The organism is Janthinobacterium sp. Bl 1 (assembly GCF_058215535.1).
Genome location: NZ_CM177086.1, coordinates 4,770,638 through 4,796,723, shown reverse-complemented (window position 1 = coordinate 4,796,723; position 26,086 = coordinate 4,770,638). Strand labels below are relative to the sequence as shown.

At 63.8% G+C, this 26,086-nt stretch carries 26 protein-coding genes and 3 tRNA genes; 15 read left to right on the top strand and 14 right to left on the bottom strand.

Annotation, left to right across the window (positions count from 1 at the left end):
• Positions 1-4 precede the first annotated feature (4 nt).
• The 4 genes from AC4BCN_RS21665 to AC4BCN_RS21650 form a co-directional block, all read right to left on the bottom strand.
• Positions 5-664, bottom strand: a complete 660-nt coding sequence (locus tag AC4BCN_RS21665) for a glutathione S-transferase family protein (RefSeq protein WP_128142411.1) — start codon at positions 662-664, stop codon at positions 5-7.
• Between the two features lie 115 nt (positions 665-779).
• Positions 780-2,213 carry a Dyp-type peroxidase gene (locus AC4BCN_RS21660; protein WP_490491742.1) on the bottom strand — a complete coding sequence of 478 codons (1,434 nt, stop codon included), beginning with the start codon at positions 2,211-2,213 and terminating at the stop codon, positions 780-782.
• Between the two features lie 61 nt (positions 2,214-2,274).
• Complete coding sequence (locus AC4BCN_RS21655) at positions 2,275-2,733, bottom strand: hypothetical protein (protein ID WP_485878382.1); 459 nt, start codon at positions 2,731-2,733, stop codon at positions 2,275-2,277.
• A 275-nt stretch (positions 2,734-3,008) separates the two neighbouring features.
• Positions 3,009-4,070, bottom strand: coding sequence for an AI-2E family transporter (locus tag AC4BCN_RS21650; RefSeq protein ID WP_139089956.1), 1,062 nt, complete (start codon positions 4,068-4,070; stop codon positions 3,009-3,011).
• A 197-nt stretch (positions 4,071-4,267) separates the two neighbouring features.
• Here AC4BCN_RS21650 and AC4BCN_RS21645 point away from each other — a divergent pair, with 197 nt between their 5' ends.
• Positions 4,268-4,894, top strand: a complete 627-nt coding sequence (locus AC4BCN_RS21645) for a flavin reductase family protein (protein ID WP_490491741.1) — start codon at positions 4,268-4,270, stop codon at positions 4,892-4,894.
• Positions 4,895-4,896: 2 nt separating this feature from the next.
• Here AC4BCN_RS21645 and AC4BCN_RS21640 read toward each other — a convergent pair whose 3' ends face one another.
• Genes AC4BCN_RS21640 through AC4BCN_RS21630 form a run of 3 tightly spaced genes read right to left on the bottom strand, consistent with a single transcriptional unit; the run spans position 4,897 to position 8,191 of the window.
• Positions 4,897-6,231, bottom strand: coding sequence for an MFS transporter (locus AC4BCN_RS21640; RefSeq protein WP_402718965.1), 1,335 nt, complete (start codon positions 6,229-6,231; stop codon positions 4,897-4,899).
• Between the two features lie 35 nt (positions 6,232-6,266).
• Entirely contained in the window at positions 6,267-7,082 is an 816-nt protein-coding gene (locus tag AC4BCN_RS21635) for a substrate-binding domain-containing protein (RefSeq protein WP_490491740.1), read from the bottom strand.
• A gap of 17 nt (positions 7,083-7,099) precedes the next feature.
• Positions 7,100-8,191 (bottom strand): porin, encoded by a 1,092-nt coding sequence (locus AC4BCN_RS21630; protein ID WP_490491739.1) that lies wholly within the window; start codon positions 8,189-8,191, stop codon positions 7,100-7,102.
• Positions 8,192-8,304: 113 nt separating this feature from the next.
• Between AC4BCN_RS21630 and AC4BCN_RS21625 the strand changes: the two genes are divergently transcribed.
• Positions 8,305-9,219 (top strand): LysR family transcriptional regulator, encoded by a 915-nt coding sequence (locus AC4BCN_RS21625; protein WP_128142419.1) that lies wholly within the window; start codon positions 8,305-8,307, stop codon positions 9,217-9,219.
• Between the two features lie 6 nt (positions 9,220-9,225).
• Here the strand turns inward: AC4BCN_RS21625 and AC4BCN_RS21620 are convergent, their stop codons facing one another.
• A complete protein-coding gene (locus AC4BCN_RS21620; protein WP_490491738.1) occupies positions 9,226-10,038 on the bottom strand; it encodes a FadR/GntR family transcriptional regulator in 813 nt (270 codons plus the stop codon).
• A 195-nt stretch (positions 10,039-10,233) separates the two neighbouring features.
• On the opposite strand from AC4BCN_RS21620, the gene AC4BCN_RS21615 reads away from it, so the two are divergent.
• Genes AC4BCN_RS21615 through denD form a run of 6 tightly spaced genes read left to right on the top strand, consistent with a single transcriptional unit; the run spans position 10,234 to position 16,231 of the window.
• Positions 10,234-11,562 (top strand): MFS transporter, encoded by a 1,329-nt coding sequence (locus tag AC4BCN_RS21615; RefSeq protein ID WP_128142421.1) that lies wholly within the window; start codon positions 10,234-10,236, stop codon positions 11,560-11,562.
• A 14-nt stretch (positions 11,563-11,576) separates the two neighbouring features.
• Positions 11,577-12,500 (top strand): L-threonate dehydrogenase, encoded by a 924-nt coding sequence (gene ltnD / locus AC4BCN_RS21610; protein ID WP_490491737.1) that lies wholly within the window; start codon positions 11,577-11,579, stop codon positions 12,498-12,500.
• On the top strand, positions 12,497-13,798 hold the full coding sequence (gene otnK / locus AC4BCN_RS21605) for a 3-oxo-tetronate kinase (RefSeq protein WP_490491736.1): 1,302 nt from the start codon (positions 12,497-12,499) through the stop codon (positions 13,796-13,798). Before ltnD ends, otnK begins: the two co-directional genes overlap by 4 nt.
• Positions 13,795-14,439, top strand: coding sequence for a 3-oxo-tetronate 4-phosphate decarboxylase (gene otnC, locus AC4BCN_RS21600; RefSeq protein ID WP_490491735.1), 645 nt, complete (start codon positions 13,795-13,797; stop codon positions 14,437-14,439). Before otnK ends, otnC begins: the two co-directional genes overlap by 4 nt.
• A gap of 20 nt (positions 14,440-14,459) precedes the next feature.
• Positions 14,460-15,251 carry a 2-oxo-tetronate isomerase gene (gene otnI, locus AC4BCN_RS21595; protein ID WP_490491734.1) on the top strand — a complete coding sequence of 264 codons (792 nt, stop codon included), beginning with the start codon at positions 14,460-14,462 and terminating at the stop codon, positions 15,249-15,251.
• 2 nt (positions 15,252-15,253) lie between these two features.
• Positions 15,254-16,231 (top strand): D-erythronate dehydrogenase, encoded by a 978-nt coding sequence (gene denD, locus AC4BCN_RS21590; protein WP_490491733.1) that lies wholly within the window; start codon positions 15,254-15,256, stop codon positions 16,229-16,231.
• Here the strand turns inward: denD and AC4BCN_RS21585 are convergent.
• On the bottom strand, positions 16,228-17,070 hold the full coding sequence (locus AC4BCN_RS21585) for an AraC family transcriptional regulator (RefSeq protein WP_490491732.1): 843 nt from the start codon (positions 17,068-17,070) through the stop codon (positions 16,228-16,230). The two genes, denD and AC4BCN_RS21585, sit on opposite strands and share 4 nt — an antisense overlap.
• Before the next feature lie 56 nt (positions 17,071-17,126).
• Here AC4BCN_RS21585 and AC4BCN_RS21580 point away from each other — a divergent pair, with 56 nt between their 5' ends.
• Positions 17,127-17,621: a DUF3224 domain-containing protein gene (locus AC4BCN_RS21580; protein WP_490491731.1), complete on the top strand. Its 495-nt coding sequence runs from the start codon at positions 17,127-17,129 to the stop codon at positions 17,619-17,621.
• A 134-nt stretch (positions 17,622-17,755) separates the two neighbouring features.
• Here the strand turns inward: AC4BCN_RS21580 and uvrB are convergent, their stop codons facing one another.
• On the bottom strand, positions 17,756-19,849 hold the full coding sequence (gene uvrB, locus AC4BCN_RS21575; RefSeq protein ID WP_490491730.1) for an excinuclease ABC subunit UvrB: 2,094 nt from the start codon (positions 19,847-19,849) through the stop codon (positions 17,756-17,758).
• Between the two features lie 112 nt (positions 19,850-19,961).
• On the opposite strand from uvrB, the gene AC4BCN_RS21570 reads away from it, so the two are divergent.
• From AC4BCN_RS21570 to AC4BCN_RS21560, 3 genes are all read left to right on the top strand, one after another.
• The gene (locus AC4BCN_RS21570; protein ID WP_490491729.1) at positions 19,962-21,176 is read left to right on the top strand and encodes an amino acid aminotransferase; all 1,215 of its coding nucleotides are present in this window, start codon (positions 19,962-19,964) and stop codon (positions 21,174-21,176) included.
• A gap of 131 nt (positions 21,177-21,307) precedes the next feature.
• Positions 21,308-21,383: transfer RNA gene (locus AC4BCN_RS21565), tRNA-Asn, on the top strand.
• Between the two features lie 135 nt (positions 21,384-21,518).
• Positions 21,519-21,594: transfer RNA gene (locus tag AC4BCN_RS21560), tRNA-Asn, on the top strand.
• A gap of 51 nt (positions 21,595-21,645) precedes the next feature.
• On the opposite strand, the gene AC4BCN_RS21555 is transcribed toward AC4BCN_RS21560, so the two are convergent.
• A complete protein-coding gene (locus tag AC4BCN_RS21555; RefSeq protein WP_490491728.1) occupies positions 21,646-22,641 on the bottom strand; it encodes an alpha/beta fold hydrolase in 996 nt (331 codons plus the stop codon).
• Between the two features lie 121 nt (positions 22,642-22,762).
• On the opposite strand from AC4BCN_RS21555, the gene AC4BCN_RS21550 reads away from it, so the two are divergent.
• The 3 genes from AC4BCN_RS21550 to AC4BCN_RS21540 all read left to right on the top strand — a co-directional run bounded on the left by AC4BCN_RS21550 (position 22,763) and on the right by AC4BCN_RS21540 (position 23,692).
• Complete coding sequence (locus tag AC4BCN_RS21550) at positions 22,763-23,089, top strand: Dabb family protein (RefSeq protein ID WP_034750182.1); 327 nt, start codon at positions 22,763-22,765, stop codon at positions 23,087-23,089.
• A 73-nt stretch (positions 23,090-23,162) separates the two neighbouring features.
• Positions 23,163-23,238 (top strand) — tRNA-Asn (locus AC4BCN_RS21545).
• A gap of 151 nt (positions 23,239-23,389) precedes the next feature.
• Positions 23,390-23,692 (top strand): hypothetical protein, encoded by a 303-nt coding sequence (locus tag AC4BCN_RS21540; RefSeq protein ID WP_223278795.1) that lies wholly within the window; start codon positions 23,390-23,392, stop codon positions 23,690-23,692.
• Here AC4BCN_RS21540 and AC4BCN_RS21535 read toward each other — a convergent pair whose 3' ends face one another.
• Genes AC4BCN_RS21535 through AC4BCN_RS21525 form a run of 3 tightly spaced genes read right to left on the bottom strand, consistent with a single transcriptional unit; the run spans position 23,693 to position 25,919 of the window.
• Positions 23,693-24,712, bottom strand: coding sequence for a hypothetical protein (locus AC4BCN_RS21535; protein WP_490491727.1), 1,020 nt, complete (start codon positions 24,710-24,712; stop codon positions 23,693-23,695).
• Positions 24,709-25,446 carry an aspartyl/asparaginyl beta-hydroxylase domain-containing protein gene (locus AC4BCN_RS21530; protein WP_490491726.1) on the bottom strand — a complete coding sequence of 246 codons (738 nt, stop codon included), beginning with the start codon at positions 25,444-25,446 and terminating at the stop codon, positions 24,709-24,711. The genes AC4BCN_RS21535 and AC4BCN_RS21530 overlap by 4 nt, the downstream gene beginning before the upstream one ends.
• Entirely contained in the window at positions 25,431-25,919 is a 489-nt protein-coding gene (locus AC4BCN_RS21525) for a GNAT family N-acetyltransferase (protein ID WP_490491725.1), read from the bottom strand. Before AC4BCN_RS21525 ends, AC4BCN_RS21530 begins: the two co-directional genes overlap by 16 nt.
• Positions 25,920-26,086: the final 167 nt, after the last annotated feature.

Genomic DNA, 26,086 nt, shown 5'->3' with positions numbered 1-26,086 from the left:
AAGGTCAATCGCGCTGCGGCGCGCCCAGGGGGAAGAGGTGGCGGTACGGGCGTGCCTCTTCCACCGCGCGGGCGAACGACGGGCGGGCCAGCAGGCGCGCGCGGTAGGCGCGCAGCAGGGGCAGCGTCGCGGGAATCGGCTGCGTCCAGTCCGCATAGAACAGCGAGGGAGCGGCGGCGCAGTCGGCCAGCGTAAAGCGGTCGCCGGCGGCCCACGTCTTGCCGGCCAGGCGGGTTTCCAGCCAGGCGTAGGCGAGGTCCAGCTTGTCTCCGGCAAACGCGCGGCCTTCCTCGGTCTTCGCCGCGTCGCCGCTCAAGGCGGCACCGACGGCATGCTGCACCGGTGTCATGACGTGCAGGTCGAAATAGCGGTCGAGAAAACGCACGTCCAGCGCCTGCATGGCGTCGTCCGGCAGCAGGCGCAAGGGGCCGGGATGGGCCACTTGCAGGTATTCGATGATGATGCTGGTCTCGGCGACGTTGCGCTCGCCGTCCACCAGCAGCGGGAATTTGCGCAGCGGCCAGCGCTCCAGCCATTGCTGCAAGTGCTGGGGCATGTCCGGCGCCAGGCAGCGGAAATCGAACGGTATGGCGTTTTCGTACAGGGCGATGAGCACCTTTTGCGTGTACGAGGAAAAGGGATGGCCGTAGAGGATCAGCGACACGGTGGGATCTCCTGTGCAAGGTTGGCAACACGCGCGTGTGGCAACGATAGTGCAATGACAGGATCAATGCAAGCGGTCCGGGCCGTTCCGCTTGCATCCGAGGCCCGCCCGCCGCCTAACTCAGGTTTGCCAGGTAGCGCAATCCCGTGATGCTGGGGAAGAAGCAATACACGCCGCCGCGCGTGATGACGCTGCGCGAAAAATGCTGCAGTTTCGTATTGCCGCTGCCCTTGGCGCCCACGCCGGGCAAGGTGAAGGAGCTGACGCTCGGGTCGTTGATTCCCAGGAACACGTCCTGGCCGCTGATGTTGAGCGTGGCATTGCCCGCCTCGGGACCGGCCGGGCCGACGGCCGATTTGACGAAGGTAGCGTCATCGTTCCATTGCTGCATCAGGAATTCGAACTGATTGCGCAGGTTGGCGTTGATGAAATAGCCGACCAGTCCCCGCTGCTCTGCGATGGGTGTCACCGGATCGTATTCGCTGCCGTAGGGCATGGCGCGCCGCACGATGCGGTGGTGACGGGCCGAGGTGCCCACGACGCCTTCGTCGCGCGGGTTGTTGCGCCGGATATGCGCGCCGATCGGGCATTTCAAGCCCAGCGTGTCGTCCAGTTCCGGCTGCGCATCGACATAGTGAAAGTGGTTCAGGCTGGCGTCCGGCAGCACGGGCCCCGGTTCGTCCGGCGCGAGCACGAGCGGATTGCCGTTGCGCCAGCGCCCGCACATCTTGGCGGCCACCATCTCGGTACTGAGCCCGGAACTGGCCGCGCCCTGGCTCAGAATACTGTCGAACAGGGGCACGTCCTGCTCCAGGATGCGGAAGGCGGCATAGCTGCCATTGGTGGACAGTTGCGGCGGCTGCACCTGGTAGGTACCGCCGTTTTCATTCGGATAGCCGAGCAGGAATTCGCCCGTCTTGACGCTGTTGAGCGGGTCCGGGTCGTATGCGCGTTCGTGCTTGCGCGGCGGGGCGCCATCGACGTCGGGCTGGGCGATGTTGTCGCGGTAGCCGAAATGCACGCGGTTGCCTGGCAGGGCCACGCCATCGTGCGCATACAGTTCATGCCAGCCGGCGGCAAAGGCGCCACGCAGCTTGGCCGACGTTGCCTGCAGCACTTCCTCCGATTCGCTGACCCACAGGCTCAGCATCGCATGCACCTGGCCGGCTGTGGTGGCCGGCCCCAGGTTGCCGAGCCAGTGTTCGGGGGCACTGTCGCCCACGTCGCCCACGGCGGCGACGCTGGCCGGATCGGCCGCACCCCGTTGAAATGCCTGGTCAAAGGTGGCCAGCTCGGCCGCGGTTATCCCCAGAGCCGACAGGCCGGGAGCGGTAAAGCTGAGGTTCAGGAAGCAGGGCGGCTTGGGGTGGATATGGCGCGCGGTGGTAATGGCCGGCAGCCCGTCGCTGCCGTCGAGCAGGGCCGCGATAGTGCGCCGCGCCTGCGCCGCATCCGTGATGCTGAAGATGAAATGGCGCGCCAGGTTGACGCGGTAGCCGCGCAGGATCGTGCCTTGCACGTCGTCGTAATCGATGGTGGGATCGGCCATGCTGTCTCTCCGGGGGCTGGGGTGGTGGGGCCGCTTGCGCAGCCCCGGCGTGGCGTTTTCTTTAGACGGAAGCGAGGATTTGCTGGACGGTCTGCGGATAGGCGTTATACAGGCCCGTGTTGGGCACGTGCTGCGCGGCGTCGTTGGCGGTGATGAAGGCTTCGAATGCGGCCACATGGTTGGCAACGGGCATCAGCGCCTTGCCGCCCACGACAAACTGCAGCAGCGCGTCGAATACCTCGCCCAGCTGGGCCACGAAATCCTCGATGTAGCCGTTGAAGCTGCCGTCATACTCGGTGATCACGCCGATGATCAGGGTATCGGAAGTGCCCGTCTTGCCAATGTTGGGCAAGAGATTGGCCTGGGAGCGGTCAAACAGGACGAAGCGGGCAAAGTGCACGGTACCGATATCGGTGAGGGCGGTATTGATCTTCGTCTGGTATTCCTGCAATGCTGCAGCGATGGAGATCGGATTGGTGCCGGGCAGTACCGGCATCATTAAGCACAGTGGATTTGCCATGGAAGGCTCCTCATTACGTGGTTGTCGGGACGACCGACACTACGCCGCGGCTCCTGCTGCGTCAAAAACTATATTTTTGCATTTGTTGCTAAATGTATACTATTGCAACATGATAGTTGCTATGAAATGTGGTCTCATGTGGATAGTTGCCGGGACTATCCGGTGCCCGTGGACACTCTGCCGCCAGGCGGTTCTTGCCTGATTCTGGAAGCGCGGATTGTGCTGCCCGCAGGCCGGGTACTGAATGGTCTGTGTGTGCATTTCGTTAAGCCGCCTCAATCCTCGGCCTGGAACTCGCTGGCCGAGACGAACAGGTCCCATGAGGCGATGAACAGGGCCGCCACCACGGGGCCGATGACGAAGCCGTTCAGGCCAAACAGGGCCATGCCTCCCACGGTCGACAGCAGCACCACGTAGTCGGGCATCTTGGTGTCCTTGCCCACCAGGATGGGGCGCAGCACGTTGTCGACCAGGCCGATGACGAAGACGCCGAAGGCGGCCAGGCCCGCGCCTTGCCAGATGGCGCCCGTGGCCAGGAAGTAGACGGCCACGGGTGCCCAGACGAGGGCGGCGCCGACGGCCGGCAGCAGCGACAGGAAGGCCATCAGCACGGCCCACAGCAGGGGCGCCGGCACGTCGAGGAACCAGAACGCCAGGCCGCCGAGGGCGCCCTGGGCGATCGCCACGAGGATGTTGCCCTTCACCGTGGCGCGGATCACCGTGGTGAAATTGGTGAACAGGCGCTGCTTGTACTTGCGGCTCAGCGGCACTGCGCCCTTGATGCGGGCCGACAGGGTCGAGCCATCGCGCATGAGGAAAAACAGCAGGTACAGCATGATGCACAGGCTGGTGAGGAATTCGAAAGTGTACAGGCCCACGTTGATGGCTTTCACCGCCACCACCTGGCTCACCTGCGTGGCGCCCTCGGCCAGCTTGTCCTGCATGCTGGCCAGGCTGGTCAGGTTGAAGCGGTCGAGCAAATTGATCAACCATTGCGGCAGCACGGCCATGATTTTATTGAAGAACATGGCGACCGTGAATTCGCCCGAGCGTACCATTTCCACGACGCTGGCCGCCTGGTTCACGAGCGATACGGAAATGAGCGACAGCGGCAGGATCACGATGACGATGATCAGCAGCAAGGTCAGCAGCGACGCCAGGCCGGCGCGTCCCTTGGTTTTCAGCAGCAGCCAGCGGTACACGGGCGCGAACAGGATCGCCAGGATGACGCCCCAGAAGATGGCGCCCGCATACGGCGCCAGTATCCAGCCGAAGCCGATGGTGACGATGCTCAGGAGGAGCAGGAACACTTTCTGGTGCAGCGTGAGGGTATGCATGGGCGGTAGCGTAATGATAAGGGTTGAGTTGTCCCATCATAAGCGAGGCATGGTGCGGCGCGCCATACAATTGTCGTGATGCGTGCGCGAGCGCATCTGGCGCCGGCGGGCTGGCAACGCGGTGGCGGCAATTCCAGTAAGCTGTCGTTCCAGGCGTTCCATCCCGGGCGCTTTTGACTTTGACCTCAGGAACGCGCGTGGCCGACAATATTCACTTTTATGAACCTGCGCAGGGCCATGGCCTGCCGCATGACCCTTTCAATGCCATCGTGGGGCCGCGGCCCATCGGCTGGATCGCCTCGCGCAGCAGCGAGGGCGTGCTCAATCTGGCGCCGTACAGCTTTTTCAATGCCTTCAATTACCATCCGCCGCTGATCGGTTTTTCCAGCATCGGCCGCAAGGATACCTTGCGCAATATCGAACAGACAGGGGAATTCGTGTGGAACCTGGCAACGCGTCCGCTGGCCGACGCGATGAATGTCAGCTGTGCGCCCGCGCCGCCCGAAGTCGATGAATTCGCGCTGGCCGGCCTGACGCCGGCCGCCTCGCGCATCGTCAATGTGCCGCGCGTGGCTGAAAGCCCCGTCTCCTTTGAATGCCGGCGCACGCAGATCATCGAGCTGCAAGGCGTCAATGGCGACGGTGTCGGCAGCTGGCTGGTGCTGGGGGAAGTGGTGGGCGTGCACATCGCGCGCCACCTGTTGAACGATGGCGTGTACGACACGGCGGCCGCCGCGCCGATCTTGCGCGGCGGCGGTCCGGCCGATTATTTCGAGATCGGGCCGGACAGCCTGTTCCACATGCGCCGGCCCGCCTGGCCATAACATCATGCAGGGAGCGGATGGCGCTCCCTGACGATGCCGCGATAGATCAGCCACGTCGCCAGCAGGCTGATGGCGCCGGCGCCGGCCATCCAGTAGCCTGGCGCCGCCTTGTCGCCGGTGCTCTCGATCAGCAGGGTCGACACCAGCGGCGTCATGCCGCCGAACAGCGCCGTGGCCAGGCTGTAGGCCAGCGAAAAGCCCGTGGTCCTGACGCTGGCCGGGATGATTTCCGTCAGCGCGACGATGGTGGCCCCGTTGTAGCTGCCGTAGAGGAAGGACAGCCACAGCTCCACCATCAGCATGTGGTCGAAACTGGGATGGGCGACCAGCCACGACAGGGCCGGATACGCGGTCAGCACCGTCAGCGCCGAGCACACGGCCATGATGGGCCAGCGCCCGATGCGGTCGGACAGCGCGCCCATGACGGGCAGCCAGATGAAGTTCGACAAGCCGATGCACAAGGTGACGAGCAGGCTTTCCTCGGTGCTCAGCTTGAGCACGTTCTTGCCGAAGGTCGGCGTGTAGACGGTGATCAGGTAGAACGCGACCGTCGTCAGCACGATCAGCATCGTTCCGGTGACCACCAGCGGCCAGTTGAGGGCGATCGTCCCCAGCATTTGCCGGAACGTCGGATGGGACTTGCGCGTCAGGTAGGCCTCGGTCTCCTGCAGCGAACGGCGGATGTAGAACACCACGGGGATGATGGAGCAGCCGATGAAGAACGGGATACGCCAGCCCCAGTCCGCGATGAATTCCTTGCTCAGGGTTTCGTTGAGATAGTAGCCGAGCGCGGCGGAAAAGATGATGGCGACCTGCTGGCTGGCCGATTGCCAGCTGACGTAGTATCCCTTGTTGCCGGGTGTCGCCATCTCGGACAGGTAGACGGACACGCCGCCCAGTTCCACGCCGGCGGAAAAGCCTTGCAGCAAACGCCCGATCAGCACGAGGAATGGCGCCAGCAATCCGATGGTGGCATAGCCGGGCACGAAGGCGATCAGCGCCGTGCCGGAAGCCATGATGGCCAGGGTCAGCACCAGGCCCTTGCGGCGGCCGATGCGGTCGATATAGCTGCCGAGGATGATGGCGCCCAGCGGTCGCATGAAAAACCCCGCGCCGAAGGTGGCGAACGTCATCATCAGGGCCGCGTATTCGCTGGTGGCGGGGAAGAAGGCCTTGGCAATGTACGTGGCGTAAAAGCCGAACAGGAAAAAATCGTACATTTCGATGAAGTTCCCGCTCGTCACCCGGATGACGGTGGCGATGCGCGAGGGCTGGCGCACTTGCGCGCGCGGCGTTGCCGCCCTGGCGATGGGCGCGGCGGTGGAGGGAATGTCCATGATTTACCTATTGATGAAAGATGAGTGACGTACGCCTAGTGCATTGCTGGCGTTGGCGCCAGCGCCGCCGCCGCCGCCGGTTCCAGACCGGTCGCTTCGATCGCGCCCGCGTTGGCAGGGGCGGCGAGGAAGCGCAGCAGGGCGCGGCCGGCTTCAGGCTGTTTGCCGCCCGGGACCAGCGCCGCCGAAAACTGCGTCATCTTCTGTACTTCCGGCGGCAGCAGGCCGACGATGTCGATACCTTCGACCGGCAGCAGCTCGCTGCGCTGCTGGCAGCCGAAATCGGCCTGGCCATGCGCGATGATTTCGCCGACGGGGGTGGCGGGAATTTTTGCGGCCTTGCCCTGCATCTGCTCCGAAATCTGCAGCTTGTTCATCAGCTGCGTCTCGATGTAGACGCCGCTGGCGCTGTCCGAATAGGCGACCTTGTCCGCCTTCAGGAAAGCGCTGCGCAATCCCTCGGTGGTGCTGATGTCGGGCTTGGCCGCGCCGCGCCGCACGGCGCAGGCAATCGGTGAATTGGCCAGCACCACCTTGCTGCCGGGGACCAGGCGGCCTTCCTGCATCAGTTTGTCGAGCGCGTCACCCACCATGATGACGACGTCGATCGGCTCGCCGCGCGCCAGGCGCGCCGGGATCGCATTCTTGGTCGTCCCCATCGACGGTCCCCATTCGGAAACCAGATGGTCGCCGCTGGCGCGCTCGTAGGCGGGCGCCAGATTTTTGTAGGCCTGGGCGAAACCGCCCGAGCTGACCACGCGGATGTCGGCGGCATGGGCCGCGCCGGCGGCCAGCAGCATGAAGCCGGCCAGGATGGGGGCGGAGCGCCGCACGAGGGTATGTTGAAGCATGGTTGTTTCTCCTGTCGTTAAAATTTGTGCATGAGGCCGAGCGTCAAGCCCATGCCTTTGCGGTCGTTGACCCGCGTTCCCGTGACGCCGGCCGCATCGCCTTGCCACGTGGTGTAGTCCGATTCCAGGTACAGGGTGGAGCGCGGCGAGAGCGTTTTTTCCAGGTAGGCGAAAGCACGCTGGAAGCCGTCGTCGATGTGGCCCGTGGCGCTGCGCCGCACCTTGTAGTAGGCGGTCGTGAGCAGCACGTCCTGCGCCATTTGCCGGCTTACGCCGGCCGACATCACGCTCTGCCGGACCGACTTGCCGGCGCCCACGTCGGCGCGGTTGACGCCCAGGTTGGCCTTGAACTGCCAGGCGTCCATCTTGTAGGCGGCGCCCACGGTGGCGGCGTCGAGGCTGCGGTTGTCGCGATTGCGAAAGCGCATCACTGCCCCGGAGACGGCCAGCCCCGCCTGCTGGTATGTCAGGGCGGCGCCCCAGGTCGATAATGGCGACGTGGCGCCCGCCACCTCGCCGAACGAGTAGGCGGCGCGCGCCACCACCGGCCCGAGGCTGGCGCTGGTTTTCACCATGTTGTCGAGCCGGTAGAAGTTGTCGGCATAGCCGCTGCTGCCGTATTGCTGGCCAAACGAGTGGCGGCCAAAAGCCGTATTGCTCAAGCCGGCGATGTTGACGTTCGGATTGAAGGAGGCATAGCGGATGCCCAGCGGGTCCACCGGCGCGATGGCGTCGGCCAGCAAGGTCGCCTGGCGCCCCAGGGTCACGGAGCCCAGCGGCGACTTCAGGCCCACCCACGCTTGCCGGTCGAACAGCTTGTCGGATTTGGCCGCACTGCCCGTGTCCAGATTCAGCCCACCCTCGAGGCGGTACAGCGCCTGCCAGCCGCCGCCGAGGTCTTCCTGGCCGCGCAGGCCCCAGCGGCTCGTGTTGTTGATGCCGCTGCTGACGGCGGGCGTGGTGCCGCCGGCCGTGGGTGCGTTGGCGGCGTTCAAGCCTTTTCCATAGCGGATGCCGGCATCCGCTATGCCATACAAGACCGCGCCGCTCTGGCCCAGGCAGGCGCCGCTGGCCGCGAACAACAGCGCGAACGTGGAACAATGTCGCATGGTGTCTCCATCTTTTTTTGGGGGGATGCCTTCTTGGCGAGGCTCAGCATTAAGACCCCATCATCGTTGAAATGGCATAATTTGATAATTGCAATTTTTCCGGGGATTAATGCATGCAACGCATCAATTACGAACTTCATGATTTGCAGGCCTTCGTGGCCGTGGCGGAGCGCAACAGCTTTCGCCAGGCCGCGGCCGACCTGTTCCTGTCGCAGCCGGCACTGAGCCGCCGCATTGAAAAACTCGAGGATGCGCTGGGCGTCAAGCTGTTCGAGCGCACCACCCGGCGCGTGCAGCTGACCAATGTGGGGCAGGTGTTTCTGGTGAACGTGCGCGATGCGCTCAATGGCCTCGAGGATGCCGTGCTCGGTGTCGCCGACCTGGCCGCGCACCGCACGGGGACGGTGACGTTCGCCTGCGTGCCATCGGCCGTGTGGCACTTCCTGCCGGACGTGCTCAAGCGTTTCAGCGCGCAGTTTCCGAAAATCCGCGTGCGCGTGCATGACGAAAGCGCGCAGGACGTGCTCAATCTCGTGCTGACGGGCGAGGCGGATTTCGGCATCAGCTTTACGGGCGCGGAAAATCCGGAGATCCATTTCCAGCCCATCTATGTCGAAACCTACGTGCTGGCGATGCGGCACGATCACCGGCTGGCCAGGCGCAAGAAGCTGAGCTGGAAGGACACCGTCGACGAACGCTATATCTCGGTGGCCAAGTCGAGCGGCAACCGCAGCGTGCTCGATGCGGCGCTGGCCGGCGTGGAAAAGCATCCGTGGATCTCGTGCGAGATCAACCACGTGTCAGGCATCTTGGCGCTGGTGGAGTCGGGTTTGGGCGTAGCGGCCGTGCCGGGGTTGTCCATCCTGCCGGAGCGGCAGGGTACGGTGGTCGGCGTACCGCTCGTCAATCCCGCCGTGAAACGGACATTGGGCTTGATCAGCCGGCATCAGCATGCGATGCCGCCCGCGTCGCGCACCCTGTTCGACATGATGAGCGCGAGCATAGGCAAGCAGGGGCGGCGGGCGTGAGCGGTCTTATTTTTGCATGATGGGATCGCGCCCCAAGGTGCGCGCCAGCGCGCCGCCGTCGCCGCGCCAGAATTCGCGGTCGGCCAGGCGCACGCGCTCGGCCGCGTGCTGCATGTGTTCCATGGCCGCCTGGCGCGCCCGTTGCGGGTCGCCGTCGGCAATCGCCTGGACGATCTTTTCATGTTCGCGCCGCACTTCGATGGAAAAGTCCGTGCGCCGCGCTTCATTCGCGCGCGTCACCTTCACGGCCGAGCGGATCGGGTCGGCAAACATGGCAACGAATTTCGGCCAGTAAGGATTGCCCGTCGCTTCGGCGATCGACAGGTGCAGGCGCACGTCTTCTTCCACGCCATCGACGCCGGCCGCCACGGCCTCCTCGATCCGGTGCAACGCATGCTCGATGTCGGCCAGCTGGCCCGGCGTGCGCCGCACGGCCGCCAGCGCGGCGATTTCCGCCTCCAGCCCTTGCCGCACCTCGATCAGGTTCAGCAGCGATTGCACCGACTGCTCCGTCAGCGCGTCGCCCCGTTCGCCCGTCTTCGCGCCATCCTGCGCGCACACGAAGGTGCCGCTGCCCTTGCGCGTAACGACGATGCCGTCGGCCTGCAGCAGGGCGATGGCTTCGCGCAGCACCGTGCGGCTCACGCCGAAGTGGCTGGCCATCGCCTGCTCCGACGGCAAACGCGTGCCGCCGGCCAGGCCATCGTTGTGGATTTGCTGGCGCAGCCGTGTCGCCACCCGCGCACCCAGGGTGCCGGTGGTGAAACTGCCCGCGGCGGGCTCCGGCGGGGGAAGGGTAAAGCGGAACGTGCGGTCCATCGGTGCATCCTTGTGCTAGCGGTTCTCATGGGGCTTGCCTGCTTGCCTGCTTGCCATTATATGGAATATACAGCTTGACACACACAAAACACACACATAATATACATCAATACAAATTTTAGACAAGTTGCCAGCCACCTCCGGTGGACCATAAAAACCCGGCACGGTCGATCCCCCAGCGATCAGGAGACAAGCATGGACGTATCACAAGCATTGCCCGGGCAGCCGGCCGGCGCCGCCGCAAGCCAGAAAACCATCGACGACGCCGTCTACCGCAAGGTGACCTGGCGCATCATTCCCTTCCTCATGCTGTGCTACATCGTCGCTTACCTCGACCGTGTCAACGTGGGCTTTGCCAAGCTGCAAATGCTGGCCGACCTGCAGTTTTCCGAAACCGTGTACGGCCTGGGCGCGGGCGTGTTCTTCCTCGGCTACTTCCTGTTCGAAGTGCCCAGCAACGTGATGCTGCACAAGATCGGCGCGCGCGTGTGGATCGCCCGCATCATGATCACGTGGGCCGTCATCTCGGGCGCCTTCATGTTCGTCACGACGCCGACCCAGTTCTACGTCATGCGTTTCCTGCTCGGCATCGCCGAAGCAGGCTTCTTCCCCGGCATCATTCTGTATCTGACCTACTGGTATCCATCCGAGCGCCGTGCGCGCATGGTGTGCACCTTCATGGCCGCCATTCCCGTGGCGGGCCTGATCGGCGGCCCCCTGTCGGGCTGGATCATGGAAACCTTCGCCGGCTGGCACGGCTATGCGGGCTGGCAATGGATGTTCGTGCTCGAAGCGATTCCCGCCGCGCTGATGGGCGTGGCCGTGCTGTTCTACCTCGATAACAGCATCCGCGCTGCGAAGTGGCTGACGGAAGAGGAAAAAGTCATCCTCGAACAGCGCATCGCCACGGAAGCGCAGGGCAAGGTATCGCACCCGTCGATCCGCGCCATGTTCGCCGACCCGCGCATCTGGGTCATGGCCCTGATTTATTTCTGCTGCGTAATGGGCCAGTATTCGCTGACCTTCTGGCTGCCCAGCCTGATCAAGGCGGCCGGCGTGACGGGCGTGCTCAATATCGGCCTATTCACGGCGATCCCGTACTCGGTGGCCGTGGCGTCGATGATACTGCTGGGCCGCAGCTCGGACAAATACCGCGAACGCCGCTGGCACATGGCCATCCCGCTGGTCGTCGGCGCCGCCGCCATCGTCTGCAGCGCGCTGGCCGGCGCCCACAACACGGGCTGGGCCATCTTCTTCCTGACGATCGCCGCCGGCGGCATCCTGGCCGCCTCGCCGATGTTCTGGAGCCTGCCGACGGCTTTCCTTGGCGGCGTCTCGGCCGCCGCCGGCATCGCCGCCATCAACTCGGTGGGCAACCTGGCTGGCTTCGCAGCGCCGTACATGATCGGCTCGATCAAGGATCTGACGCAGTCGACCGACATCGCCATCTACCTGCTGGCCGGCATCCTGGTGATCGGCGCGGCCATCATCATGCGCGTGCCGGCCAAGCTGGTGAACAAATAAAAATGGAGCAAATAATGAGCGCAACAATAGAAAAAGTAGGCGTGATCGGCCTGGGCGCCATGGGCATGGGCATCGCGCAATCGTTGCTGCGCGCCGGCTTTGAAGTACATGCCTGCGACGTGCGCGCCGACACCGTGCAAGCGCTGGCCGGCCAGGGCGCCCATGCGGCGCAGTCTCCGGCCGCGCTGGCGGCACAGGTGCAAGCGATGCTGATCGTCGTCGTCAATGCGCAGCAGACGGAAGCCGTGCTGTTTGGCGAACACGGTGCGGCTGCCAGCCTGGCGCCGGGCAGCGTGGTGATCGCCTGCGCCACCGTGGCGCCCGAGTTTGCCGAGGCGCTCGGCGCGCGCCTGGCGGCCATGGGACTGCGCTTCATCGATGCGCCCATTTCCGGCGGCGCGGCCAAGGCGGCTGCCGGCGAGATGTCGGTGATGGCGGCCGGCGCGCCCGATGCGTTCGACGCTTGCGCCGGCATTTTCGACGCCATCTGCGCCAAGCTGTACCGCCTGGGCGAACAGCCGGGGCAGGGCTCGAAGGTCAAGATGATCAACCAGTTGCTGGCCGGCGTGCACATCGCCGCCGCCGCCGAAGCGATGGCGCTGGGCTTGCGCGCCGGTTGCGATCCGGAGGCCCTGTACGAAGTCATTTCAAATAGCGCCGGCAGTTCCTGGATGTTCCAGAACCGGGTGCCGCATATCCTGAAGGGCGACTACACGCCGCTGTCGGCCGTGAATATCTTCGTCAAGGATTTGGGCATCGTGCTCGATTACGCGAAGAAAAGCGTGTTTCCATTACCGTTGTCCGCCACGGCGCACCAGATGTTCATGCAGGCCTCGGCGGCTGGTTTTGGCGGCGAGGACGACTCGGCCGTCATCAAGACCTTCCCGGGCATTACTTTGCCGGCGAAGGCGTCACTGAATCAAGAGGAACCATCATGACCGTACTACTGGGATGTATCGCCGACGATTTCACGGGTGGCACCGACCTGGCCGGCATGCTGGTCAAGGCCGGCATGCGCACGGTGCAGCTGATCGGCGTGCCGCAAGGTCCGCCGCCAGCCGATGTCGACGCCGTCGTCATCGCCCTCAAGTCGCGCACGAATGCACCGGAGGACGCCGTGGCCGAATCGCTGGCCGCGCTGGCCTGGCTGCAGCAAGCCGGATGCAAGCAGTTCTACTTCAAGTACTGCTCCACGTTCGACTCCACGCCGCGCGGCAATATCGGCCCCGTGGCCGAAGCGCTGATGCGGGCGCTCGACACGGATTTCACCATCGCCTGTCCCGCATTCCCCGCCAACGGCCGCACCATCTACAAGGGCAACCTGTTCGTCGGCGACGTGCCGCTGGCCGAATCGGGCATGCGCGACCATCCCTTGACGCCGATGACGGATTCGAACCTGGTGCGCGTGCTGCAGCAGCAGGTGCAAGCCAAGGTAGGCCTGGCCGATTTCTCCGTGGTGGAGAAGGGCGCGGCCGCCATCGCCCAGCGCTTTACGGACTTGCGCGGCCAGGGCTGCCATTTCGCCGTCGTCGATGCCGTCTCGAACCGCGACCTGGAAGCCATCGGCGCCGCCTGCGCGGACTTGAAACTGGTCACGGGCGGCTCCGGCATCGCACTGGGACTGCCGCAGAATTTCCGCCAGCGGGGCCAGTTGGCGCCATCGCCCGCGGGCCAAGCGGGACGCTTGCCGCCGCCGACGGGTTTGCGCGCCGTGATCTCGGGCAGCTGCTCGGTGGCCACGCAGCAGCAGGTGGCGCATTTGCGTGAACTGGCGCCGGCGTTCCACGTCGACCCGCTGCAGTTGGCCGCAGGCGGCGAAGTAGTCGATGCGGTCGTCGCGCAGGCGCTGGCGTGGGCGGATGAGCATCTGGCGCAAGGCCCCGTATTGATCTATGCCACGGCCACGCCGGATGCCGTGCGCGCCGTGCAGGCGCAGCTGGGCGTGGAGCGTGCCGGCGCCCTCGTCGAGGAAAGCCTGGCCGCCATTGCCCAAGGGCTCGTGCGCCTCGGCGTGGGCCAGCTGATCGTGGCCGGCGGCGAAACCTCGGGCGCCGTGGTGAAAGCGCTGGGCGTGGCGGGCTTGCGCATCGGCCCCGAGATCGACCCTGGCGTGCCGTGGACGCAAGCCTTGCCCGCGCCGGGCGACGATGGCCGGGCGCCGTTGGCGCTGGCGCTCAAGTCCGGCAATTTCGGCACGGTCGATTTCTTCAGCAAGGCCTGGCAGGTGCTGGCATGAGCGCCACCGAATCGCGCCAGCGCGAGCTGATCGTCGACTTCGGCAAGTCGCTGTTCGAGCGGGGTTTGACGGCTGGCAGCAGCGGCAACCTGAGCGTGCGCCTGGATGACGGCTGGCTGCTCACGCCCACGAATGCCAGCCTGGGACGGCTCGATCCCGCGCAGCTGTCCAAGCTTGATTGGGACGGCAATCTGATCAGCGGCGCACCGCCGTCAAAAGAGGCGTTCCTGCACCGCGCCATGTACGAAGAGCGGGGCAGCGCCGGCGCCATCGTGCACTTGCACTCGACCCATTCGGCCGCCGTGTCGTGCATGTGCGGCTTGAACCATGACGACTGCATCCCGCCGCTCACGCCATATTTCGTGATGAAGGTGGGGCGCTTGCCGCTGGTGCCGTATCACCGGCCCGGCGACCCGGCGCTGGCGGGCGCCATTGGCGCCATGGCGCGCAAGCACTCGGCCGTGCTGCTGGCCAATCACGGTCCCGTCGTATCGGGCACGAGCCTGGAAGCGGCCGTGTATGCGGCCGAGGAACTGGAAGAGACGGCCAAGCTGTTCCTGCTGCTGCGCGACGTGCCCACGCGCCCGCTCGACGCGGCGCAGATCGCGGACCTGAAGCACACGTTCAAACTCGACATATAAGATTCCCAAGGAGATACCGCATGCCCCGTTTTGCCGCCAACTTGACCATGATGTTCAACGAAGTCCCTTTCCCGCAGCGCTTTGCCGCCGCCGCGCAAGCGGGTTTTAAAGGCGTCGAATTCCTGTTCCCGTATGACCACGCGCCGCAGGAAGTGGCCGGCTGGCTGCGCGAGCACGGCTTGCAGAATGTGCTGTTCAACCTGCCGCCGGGCGACTGGGCGGCCGGTGAGCGGGGCATCGCGTCGCTGCCGGGCCGCGAAGAAGAATTCCGTGCCGGCGTGGCGCGCGCCATCGAGTATGCGCTGGCGCTGGGCACCCCGCGCGTGCACATGATGGCCGGCCTGCTGCCCGTGGGTGCCGACGTCAACCTGCACCGCGCCACTTACCTGGCCAACCTGCGGTACGCGGCCCAGGCCGTGGGCGAGCATGGCCTTGAGCTGCTGATCGAACCGATCAACGGGCGCGACATGCCCGGCTACTTCCTCGTCACGCAGGCGCAAGGCCATGCGCTGCGCCTGGAGTCGGGCGCGCCCAACGTCAAGGTGCAGATGGATTTTTACCACACGCAGATCGTCGAGGGCGATATCGCCATGACGTTCAAGAACAACTTCGACGGCATCGGCCACGTGCAGATCGCCAGCGTCCCGGCCCGCAATGAGCCGGACGATGGCGAAGTTAACTACCCGTATCTGTTCAAACTGCTCGATGAACTGGGCTACGAGGGCTGGATCGGCTGCGAATACCGTCCGCGCGGGCGCACTCAGGATGGCCTGAGCTGGCTGGCCGCTTACAACAACAAACAAGGAGCATGAAAATGAAAGTATTGATTACCGGCGGCGCCGGATTCTTGGGACAGCGCCTGGCGCGCCAGTTGCTGGCGCAAGGCCAGCTGACGGACAGCCACGGCCAGTTGCAGACGATCAGCGAGCTGGTACTGGTCGACGTGGTGGCCGCGCATGACTTCAACGATGCGCGCGTGACAGTGGTCACGGGCGACATCGCTGACGGCACGCTGATGCGCGCCACCGTCGATGTGCAGACCAGCTCGATCTTCCACCTGGCCGCCATCGTCAGCGGCCAGGCGGAAGCCGATTTCGAGCTGGGCATGCGCATCAACCTCGACGCCTCGCGACTGCTGCTCGACATCTGCCGCGAACTGGGACACAAGCCGAAGGTCGTGTTTACCAGTTCCGTGGCCGTGTACGGCGGCAAGCTGCCGGACGTGGTGCAGGATACGACCGCGCTCAATCCCCAGTCCTCGTACGGCGCGCAAAAAGCCATCGGCGAATTGCTGCTCAACGATTACAGTCGCCGCGGCTTCGTCGACGGCCGCGTGCTGCGCCTGCCGACCATTAGCGTGCGTCCCGGTAAACCGAACAAGGCGGCGTCGTCGTTCGCCAGCGGCATCATCCGCGAACCGTTGAATGGCGAGGCGGCCGTCTGCCCCGTGTCCACCGATTTGCGTCTGTGGCTGCTGTCGCCGCGCGGCGCCATCGCGTCCCTGATCGCCGGCCATGAACTGGCGGGCGAGGCGTTCGGCGCCAGCCGCACGGTGAACTTGCCGGGTTTGAGCGTGAGCGTGGGCGAGATGATCGCCGCACTCGAAGAAGTGGCCGGCAGCGAAGTAACAAAGCGCATCAGCTATGCGCCCGATCCGGCCGTCGAACGCATCGTCAAGAGCTGGCCCGGCGCCTGGGACACGGCGCGGGCCGAAGCGCTGGGCTTGACGGCCGATGCGGACTTCGCCGCCATCATCCGCGCGTATATCGACGACGTGAAAGCGGCGGGCTAGGCTGCTGTTACCAACTGCGAGCGGCGATAGTCAAGCGGCGTGCTGCCCACCAGTTCCGCAAAACTGCGGCTGAAATGGGCCTGGTCAAAAAAGCCCAGCGCATGCGCCAGGCTGGCCAGGTCGGGCGCATCGGGCTGCGCCAGGCGCCAGATCGCTTCCTGCAGGCGGTAGCGCTGGATCACCCACTTCGGCGGCACGCCCACGTAGTTGGCGAACAGGCGCTGCAGCCGGCGTTCGCCGATGGCCATTTTCTCGCACAGCTGCGTCACGCTCGCCGGGCCGTTGTGGGCCGCCGCGGCGGCCGTCAGCCTGGCGGCCAGCAGGGCCGCGTCATCGACCTGTGGCAGCCTGGCCAGCAGCAGCGCCTGTGCCTGCGCCACCATGGCCGTATCGCCGGCTTGCCCCAGCACCAGCGCCTCGGCTTCCCCTGCCGGCATGCCCAGCAGGGCATCGGCGGCGATGGTCGTGTCGGTGAATGACGACAGGGGCTGGCTGATGAACGGGCGCAGGCCGCCCGGCGCGAAACGCACGCCCAGCACCTTGCCCGCACCGGTCAACGGCCTGTCAAAGGCACCGCGCACGACGCCATGGATGGCGGTGCGCCCAAGGTCGAAAACCAGGTGGGCGTTCGGGTAGGGCAGCACGCGCTGCGTCTCCGGCGCGCAGCCCCGCCTGTCCCATTCGACCACCCAGAAGTACTCGACGAACGGCGCCAGCGCGGTGTCCGGCGCATAGGTCGCCAGCCGTATGCGGCGCGCCGCCGCCTGCGGGTCGACGATGCCCTTCGGCGCCTGGCCGCGCGCGGCGAGCACATTGCGCGTGCTGTCGGTTTTATCCAATATTTGTCTCCTGCGCTGTCTTAAGCTGGTTCTCTCGCATCGATTGAAAGGGAATCATGAAATCACACAGCTTGTCCGGCCTGGTGCTGGCCGCATGTTGTCTATCGGTGGCGCCGGCCGGCGCCGCCTCGTCTGCAGAGGGAGATCATCGCATGCAAGTGCACGCCACGGGAAGTTTCAGCATCACCATGACGCCATCCGCGGCACCGCAGCGCGCGGGGCGCACGACCTTGGGCAAGGTGCTGCTCGATAAAGTCTATGCCGGCGACCTGGTCGCCACGGCCAAGGGGGAGATGCTCAGCGCCATCACCGACACCAAGGGCGCGGCCGGCTACGTCGCCATGGAAGCCATCACGGGCGTCTTGCAGGGCAGGGAGGGCAGCTTCGTGGCGCAGCATGCGGGCACCATGGCCGATGGCAAGCAGCAGCTGTCCATCGTCATCGTGCCGCATTCCGGCACGGGGCAGCTGACGGGCATCAGCGGCACCCTGGTCATCCGCATTGAAAACGGCCAGCATTTTTACGACATCGACTATTCGCTGCCGGAGTAGGGCAAAGCATGGGCAGCGGTCTGCAGGCGCTGGTGCGGTCAAGGCGAGTCAGGTAGGTCGGATTAGCGGCAAGGCCGCGTAATCCGACACCGCCACCGGCGCCAACAATGTTGTCGGATTACGGGCCGGCGGCCCTAATCCGACCTACCCAGTATCGATGCCACATTATCGGTACCCGGTGCGCCGAACAGCTGCTGCTTGAGGATATGCAGCTGGTCGCGCACTTGCGCCGCCTTTTCGAACTCGAGGTTCTTGGCGTGGTCGACCATCAGTTTTTCCAGGCGCTTGATTTCCTTGCTGACCTGCTTCTCGCTCATCGATTCGAACTTGGCCGCTTCCTGCGCCACTTGCAGGGTTTCGCGCGCTTCCTGCGGGCTGTAGACGCCGTCGATCATTTCGCGGATCGATTTCTTCACGCCGATCGGGATGATGTTGTTGGCCGTATTGAAGGCGATCTGCTTGGCGCGGCGGCGTTCCGTCTCGTCGATGGCGCGGCGCATGGAGTCCGTGATGCGGTCACCGTACAAAATCGCCGTGCCGTTCAGGTTACGCGCGGCGCGGCCGATGGTCTGGATCAGGCTGCGCTCGGAGCGCAGGAAGCCTTCCTTGTCCGCGTCGAGAATGGCGACCAAGGAGACTTCCGGCAAGTCCAGGCCCTCGCGCAGCAGGTTGATCCCCACCAGCACGTCGAAGGTGCCCAGGCGCAGGTCGCGCAGGATTTCCACGCGCTCCACCGTTTCGATGTCGCTGTGCAGGTAGCGCACCTTGATGCCGTGGTCGCCCAGGTATTCCGTCAATTGCTCGGACATGCGCTTGGTCAGGGTCGTCACCAGCACGCGCTCGTCCTTCTTGATGCGCTCGACGATTTCCGACATCAGGTCGTCCACCTGGCTGCTGGCCGGGCGCACGATGATTTGCGGGTCGACCAGGCCCGTGGGCCGTACAACCTGTTCGACCACCTGGTCGGAATGGTTCTTTTCGTATTCGGCCGGCGTGGCCGAGACGAACACGGTCTGGCGCATCTTCTGCTCGAATTCCTCGAATTTCAAGGGCCGGTTGTCGAGCGCCGACGGCAGGCGGAAGCCGTAGTCGACGAGGTTCGTCTTGCGCGAGCGGTCGCCGTTGTACATGGCGCTCAACTGGCCCGTCAGCACGTGCGACTCGTCGAGGAACATGATGGCGTCGGGCGGCAGGTAGTCGACCAGGGTCGGCGGCGGTTCGCCCGGCAGCGCGCCGGACAGGTGGCGCGAATAGTTCTCGATGCCCTTGGTGAAACCGATTTCCGCCATCATTTCCAGGTCGAAGCGCGTGCGCTGTTCGAGCCGCTGCTCTTCGATCAGCTTGTTCTCCTTGCGGAAGAACTCGAGGCGCTCGCGCAGCTCGTCCTTGATGGTTTCCACGGCGCGCAGCACGGTGGAGCGGGGAGTCACATAGTGCGAGCCCGGATACACGGTGAAGCGGGGGATTTTCTGGCGTACGCGGCCCGTCAGCGGGTCGAACAGCTGGATCGATTCGATTTCGTCGTCGAACATTTCCAGGCGCACGGCCAGCTCCGCATGCTCGGCGGGGAAGATGTCGATCGTATCGCCGCGCACGCGGAAGGTGCCGCGGCCGAAATCGACTTCGTTGCGCGTGTACTGCATCTGGATCAGGCGCGCGATGACGTCGCGCTGGGCGACTTTGTCTTTGACGCGTAACGTCAGAATCATCTGGTGGTATTCGTTCGGGTTACCGATACCGTAGATGGCCGAGACGGTGGCGACGATGATGACGTCGCGCCGTTCCATCAGCGACTTGGTGCACGACAGCCGCATCTGTTCGATATGCTCGTTGATCGACGAGTCCTTTTCGATGAACAGGTCGCGCTGCGGCACGTAGGCTTCGGGCTGGTAGTAATCGTAGTAGCTGACGAAGTATTCGACCGCGTTTTGCGGGAAAAAGTCGCGGAACTCGCTGTACAGCTGCGCGGCCAGGGTCTTGTTCGGGGCGAAGACGATGGCGGGCCGGCCCATGCGCGCGATGACGTTGGCCATGGTGTAGGTCTTGCCCGAACCGGTCACGCCCAGCAGGGTCTGGAAGGCCAGTCCGTCGGCAATCCCCTCTGACAACTGGTCGATTGCCGTGGGCTGGTCACCGGCCGGAGGGAAGGGCTGGTGCAGCTTGAACGGGGAGTCCGGGAAAGAGATAATTGCGCTTTCCGCCTCGCTGGCGGTAGATAATTCGGGCATGTGAATCAGACCTTTGTTAGAATAGTGCTCTGCTGGCGGCCCTGGCGTTGTATTTTGGGGCGCTGTCTACAACTCCGCTGTGAACCTGCTTCCAATCGAATCCAATCTTATCATGACGAACCCAACTGTTTCTGCCAGTCTGTTTAGCGCCATCGAGATGGCCCCACGCGACCCGATCCTGGGCATCACCGAAGCATTTAACGCGGACCAGAATCCCGCCAAAATCAATCTGGGCGTTGGCGTCTATTATGACGACAACGGCAAAGTGCCTCTGTTAGCTTGCGTACGCAAGGCGGAAGCCATCCTGATCGAACAGGCGGCGCCACGCACCTATCTGCCGATCGAAGGCCTCGCCGCCTACGACAAGGCTGTGCAAGAACTCGTATTTGGCGCCGACAGCGCCGTAATTCAAGAGCGCCGCGCCGTCACCGTGCAAGCCATCGGCGGCACGGGCGCACTGAAGATCGGTGCCGACTTCCTGCAGCGCTTCGCGCCGGGCGCGCAAGTCTACATCAGCGACCCTAGCTGGGAAAACCACCGCGCGCTGTTCGAGAACGCCGGTTTCGTCGTCAATAACTACACCTACTACGATGCCGCCACCCATGGCGTGAACTTCGACGGCATGCTGGCCAGCCTGAACGCCATGTCAGCCGGCTCCATCGTCGTGCTGCACGCGTGCTGCCACAACCCGACCGGCGCCGACCTGAGCGTGGCCCAGTGGGATCAGATCATCAGCGTGGTGACCTCGCGCGGCCTGGTGCCGTTCCTGGACATGGCCTACCAAGGCTTCGCCAACGGCATCGCCGAAGACGGCGCCGTGGTGCGCCGCTTCGCCGACGCGGGCGGCCCGCTGCTGGTATCGAACTCGTTCTCGAAATCGTTCTCGCTGTACGGCGAGCGCGTGGGCGCCCTGAGCGTCGTCGCCTCGAGCGCCGACGAAGCGGCCCGTTTGCTGTCGCAATTGAAGCGTGTCGTGCGCACCAACTACTCGAACCCGCCAGTACACGGCGGCAAGGTGGTCGCCACCGTCCTGGCCACGCCGGAACTGCGCCAGCTGTGGGAAGAGGAACTGGCCGGCATGCGCGTGCGCATCCGCGAAATGCGCAATGCCTTCGTGGAAAAGCTGAAAGCCAAGGCGCCAGGCCACGACTTCGAATTCGTGCGCCAGCAAATCGGCATGTTCTCGTACTCGGGTCTCACCAAGGAGCAGGTGGCGTCCTTGCGCGAGGAATCGATCTACGCCGTCGACACGGGCCGTATCTGCGTGGCAGCGTTGAATTCGCGCAATATCGACATCGTCATTGACGCGATCGCCAAAGTACTTTAATATCTTGCTTCTTCGGCGCTGCATGCAAGTGCGGCGCTGATGGCGGTAGAAAGTCGGCGATGGCCGTGTTTGTGGCGATGCAGTATCAGTCTTGCAAATATGGAACAAGCGACATATAATATTGCCTCTTTTCCCTGATAGCTCAGTTGGTAGAGCGACGGACTGTTAATCCGCAGGTCCCTGGTTCGAGTCCAGGTCGGGGAGCCAGAATTCGAAAGGCCACGTTGAAAAACGTGGCCTTTTTTGTTTTTGCGGCGCCCGCGTATAGCTTGGGCCACGATAAGATTTTCCCTATGGAAATCTGGACAGCGCCAAGTTTGGCCTATATAATACGGCCTCTTTTCCCTGATAGCTCAGTTGGTAGAGCGACGGACTGTTAATCCGCAGGTCCCTGGTTCGAGTCCAGGTCGGGGAGCCAGAACATGTAGCAGCAGAAAGCCCAGCCTTTACCGGTTGGGCTTTTTGCATTTCAGCGCGCCGCGATTGGTGCCGGCAGGGTCCCAATGATCGCCTGCTGGAATTTTTCCGGTTCATCCTGGTGTATCTGGTGTCCCGATTGTTCAAATACAAACAGCCCCTTCCTTGGTGCCTGCAGCTGCTCAAAATAGTCTTGCGTGATGCGGGTGGACGTCTGGATGTCGTTCTTGCCAACGAAGAAATAGACCGGGCAGTCGACTTTCTTCAAGGTCTTCGTCAAATCGATGTGCATCACTTCGTTCCATACGGGAGACCAGGCTTTGGACCATTGCAGAAAGCCGGTCTTGAAGCCATCGCTGGTCGCGAATGTTTTTCCCTCCTGATGGAAAAGCCATTTGCGCAAATAGAACAGGTCTTCATCCTGTTGAAAGGGGATATGCACCTGCGCCAGTTCTTTGCTGGCGGTGGCATCGTCCCGGAAATGCGCCTTCAAATTGGCCAGCAATTCCTTTTCGCTGGCTAGCTGGCTGATGACGGGATTGACGGCGAAATACGCATGCAGCAGTTCCGGATGCCGTTCGACGATATGAAAACCGAGCACATTGCCCCAGGAGCTGCCCAGCAAGTATATTTTTTCCTGCTTGAGCTCTTTTTGAAGAAACGTGATGACCTGATGCGTGTCCTGCTTCATCTGCGCGACGGAAGGCTGGCTAGGTGACGGATTCAGTGTCAGGGTTTTTCCCGCATCGCGCTGATCCCACTGCACCAGCGTAAATCTGTTTTTCAGTATGGCGGTGAAGGCATCCGCATTCTTCATCATCGAACTTCCCGGTCCGCCCGATAAAAAGAGCAGAACAGGTTTTTTTGAGTCATCTGTCTTGATTTCCACAAACTGCTTGATCCCGCCAATGTCGGGAGTCAGCAGCGCGTCGATGGCAAGCGCTTGCGCTTTGCATGCGGAAAATGGCATCAAGGTGATGAATAGCACTGCCAGTAGCTTTGTCATGGTCTGATATGAATGGATGCTTGCGGGTATGGGGGTGTCCATGGGGGATATTATCCGAATAACATGTTGCATATAGAAAATATCTGTGCCATGGCGGGCCTCTGCCTGTGTGCTTTTCCGTTTTGCGCTATCCTGAAGGCAAGCCCATAGGAGAGTTGCCACCATGACCTGTTCTATCCCGTTGCGCCATATCGTCCTGTGTGATTTTCTTGAGGACATCACACCTGCCAAGCATGCCGAGCTGGTCTATGAATTTTCCCAGCTTAAACACCGCATCCCCGGCGTGCTGCAATTCGAATGGGGGCCGAACGTCAGCCCGGAAGGCCTCGATGACGGCTTTACCGATTGCTTTACCTTGACCTTCGATGGCGCCAGCGCACGCGACGTGTACCTGGCCCATCCGGCCCACCTGGCCTTTGTCGATTTGCTCAAGCCATGGCTGGGGCGGGTGCTGGTGTTTGACTATCAGCCCAGGGAAAATCCGGGCTGAGCGGCTGCGCGCATAAATTTTTCAGCGTAAATCTGGACAACTGAAAATTTGCCCTATAGAATGCGGCCTCTTTTCCCTGATAGCTCAGTTGGTAGAGCGACGGACTGTTAATCCGCAGGTCCCTGGTTCGAGTCCAGGTCGGGGAGCCAGAACATCAGCAGTATCGAAAAGCCCAGCCTTCACGGTTGGGCTTTTTGCATTGCGGCCATGGTTCTCGTGACATTTGGCGCTGATTTGTCGAAAAGCATCTGTCATACTTGCAGGGCACGTTCGCTGCCTCTCGATGAAAACAACTTTCCTATGAAGAATCTCTGCGCCCTGGTGTTGATGCTTGCCGCCGGCACGGCCTACGCGCCCCTTGCCGGCGGCCAAGGGCGCCAGCCGCCAACCGAAGCGAAGGTCAAGCAGCAGATCATCGCCGAGTCGATCGCCGCCTATCCGGGCCGCTGCCCCTGTCCCTACAATGCCGCCAAGAATGGCAGCGCTTGCGGAGGGCGCAGCGCATGGAGCCGGAAGGGCGGTTACGCCCCCATCTGCTATGAACGGGAAATCAGCAGCGAGATGGTGCGCAAGTGGCGCGAGGACAATGCCGCCGCGCTGTGACTATTGCCCCGTGCGCAACGCTTCCAGCGCCAGATAGCCGGGCTGTACTTGCGCGGCGATGGCGGCCAGGCCGTTGGCTGCGGCCACTGGCGGGTCGCCTTGGTAGGTCGTGCCGTATTTCGCATGCACGCCGCCCCGCGCGCGCATCGCTTGCAACTGTGCCGGCGTGGGGGTGATGCCGAAGCGCGTCAATACATCGCTGAACACGATATCTGGCAATTGCTTGTAGTGAATTAACTGCAGCTTGCCGGCCGCCGCATGGGGCAGGGCGGCCTGGAACAGGCTGGCCAGCACGAGGCCCGTATAGCCATCGATATCGCCGGGCGCCAGCTGGTGCGCGGGCAGCGGCAGCTGTGCCGGGTGCAGCATGCCGGGCACCATTTGCGGGCCGCGCTGGCGCTGGTGCGAGGCCAGCACGGCCAGCGGTTCGCGGTAGACGAACAGGCAGGGCGTGCCGGGAAACGCCTGCAGCAGCAAGTCCAGGCTGTGGATGTGCCAGCAGTCGAACTTGATGATGAAGTGCGTCTCTGTGCCCGAGCGGCGCTGGCCCAGTGCCAGGATGGCCTGGCGCAGCAGGGCGATGCCGGCGCTGGCCGTCATGCTGTCGTGATACATGCGCAGCAGCGAATCGATCACGGGCGGCTCGGACATGACTATGCATTGCGGCAAGGACGCCAGCAGCTGGCTCAGCAGGGTTGAGCCGCAGCGCGAGACGTGGAAGATGTAGGCGTCGGGCGCCAAGCCATTGCCGAGCGTGGCCATCGTGGCCAGCGCGGCCAGCGGCGTGCGGCAGACGCGGCGCTCCTCATGCGGCTGGCGCGCCAGGGTATTGACAAAGAAGGCGTCGCTGAACACCGTTTCCCCCAGCGCGCGCCAGCACAGGGCGGCGTGCGCCAGCGCCTCGCCGCGCTCCACATACAGCGGATACCAGCCGCGCAAGTCCATGCCTTCGTGCCACGCCACCGTCTCGCCCTTGGCCAGCAAGCGTTCCTGCTGGGCCAGGCCCGGCGCGGCGCTCATGGCGCGCTCCCGTCGGCCAAGGTGGACAGTTGGCTGGCCAGCGCCAGGCTGGCAGGCGAGGGCGACAGTCGCAGCTGGGCGATGATGGCCCGCACATTGCCATCGTTGATGCTGGGGTCGCCATATTTATGGGCCGCTTTCGGCACGAAACCGGCCGAGGCGAACAGCGTTTCGAGCCAGGCATTGGTGACGCAGTCGAGCACGAGGTGGATGCGCGGCGCCGTACCCCGGTTATGCACGGCGTGCAGGCAGCTGGCGTCCATGTACCAGGCGTGGCCGGCCGTAAAGTGGACAGTCTCGCCGTCGATGCTGAACAGCACCTGCGGCGTAGTGTGGATGGGGATGTGGATGCGGATCAAGCCATCGGCCAGCGACGTGCCGGCGTCGCGGTGGGCGCGGATGATGGCGCCCGGCGCCAAAGCCATCAGGCGCGCGGCGCGGATGTCGCAGGCGAAGCTGGCGAGCACCTCGCGCAGGCAGGGACAGCGCGCCAGTTGCGGCGTGCCGGCATAGGCTGCGCCGTCGACGGGCATGATGTCGCCAGCTGCTCCGCCCGGCGAGCGCAGCGGCACGCAACTCCAGCCCGTGTCGTAGGCGCCCGTATTGAAATGATGGATCCACTCGTCCGTGGCGAACTGGTCGCTCTCGCGCTGCATGCGCGCCACGTCAAAGCGCAGCGGCAGCCGCAGCCAGGTGCTAGGTGGAGTCGGCGCCGCCACTATGGCGCGCTCCATTCCAGTTGATCCTGCACCTCGTTTTCCCCGCGCAATCGGAAGCCCAGCCGCTGGTACAGCGCGCGCGCGGCGGTGTTGCTTTTGTTGACGGCAAGGTGGATCCGGCATTGCTGCGCGCCCGCTTGCGCCTGCAAGCCGCGTAGCACGGCGCTGCCTGCGCCCTGGCCTTGCGCGGCGGGCAGGATGGCGATGTCGACCAGGTGCAGCACCTGATCCTGGCGGTCCAGGACCAGGCGCCCGATGGGCGTGTCGCCATGCTGCAGCACCAGATATGCGGCGTGCGGATACGCTTGGCGATAGCCGTGGCTTTGCATGCGCTGCTGCATGGCGATCAGCTGCTCGATGACGGCGGGATCGGCCGGCATCTGGCGCAGGTCGCCGCGCGTGGAGCTGTACAGCGCGGCGGCAAAGCCATCGTCGTCGTCGCGCTGGACGCGCAACTGGTAGGGGGCGGAAAGCGGCAAGTCGTGCATCGGTGCTCCGGTAGGTGGTGGCGATGGGGGCGATGGTGCCAAATGCGCAGGCGTTTATTTATTTGCTATGCTGCCAATTTTTCCGCGCACTTGCAATCATTTCAAGGAAGCCGCCATGCATTCTGTCTTTATCCCGCCTTTTCCGTGGAGTTGCCCGTGGAGTTGCG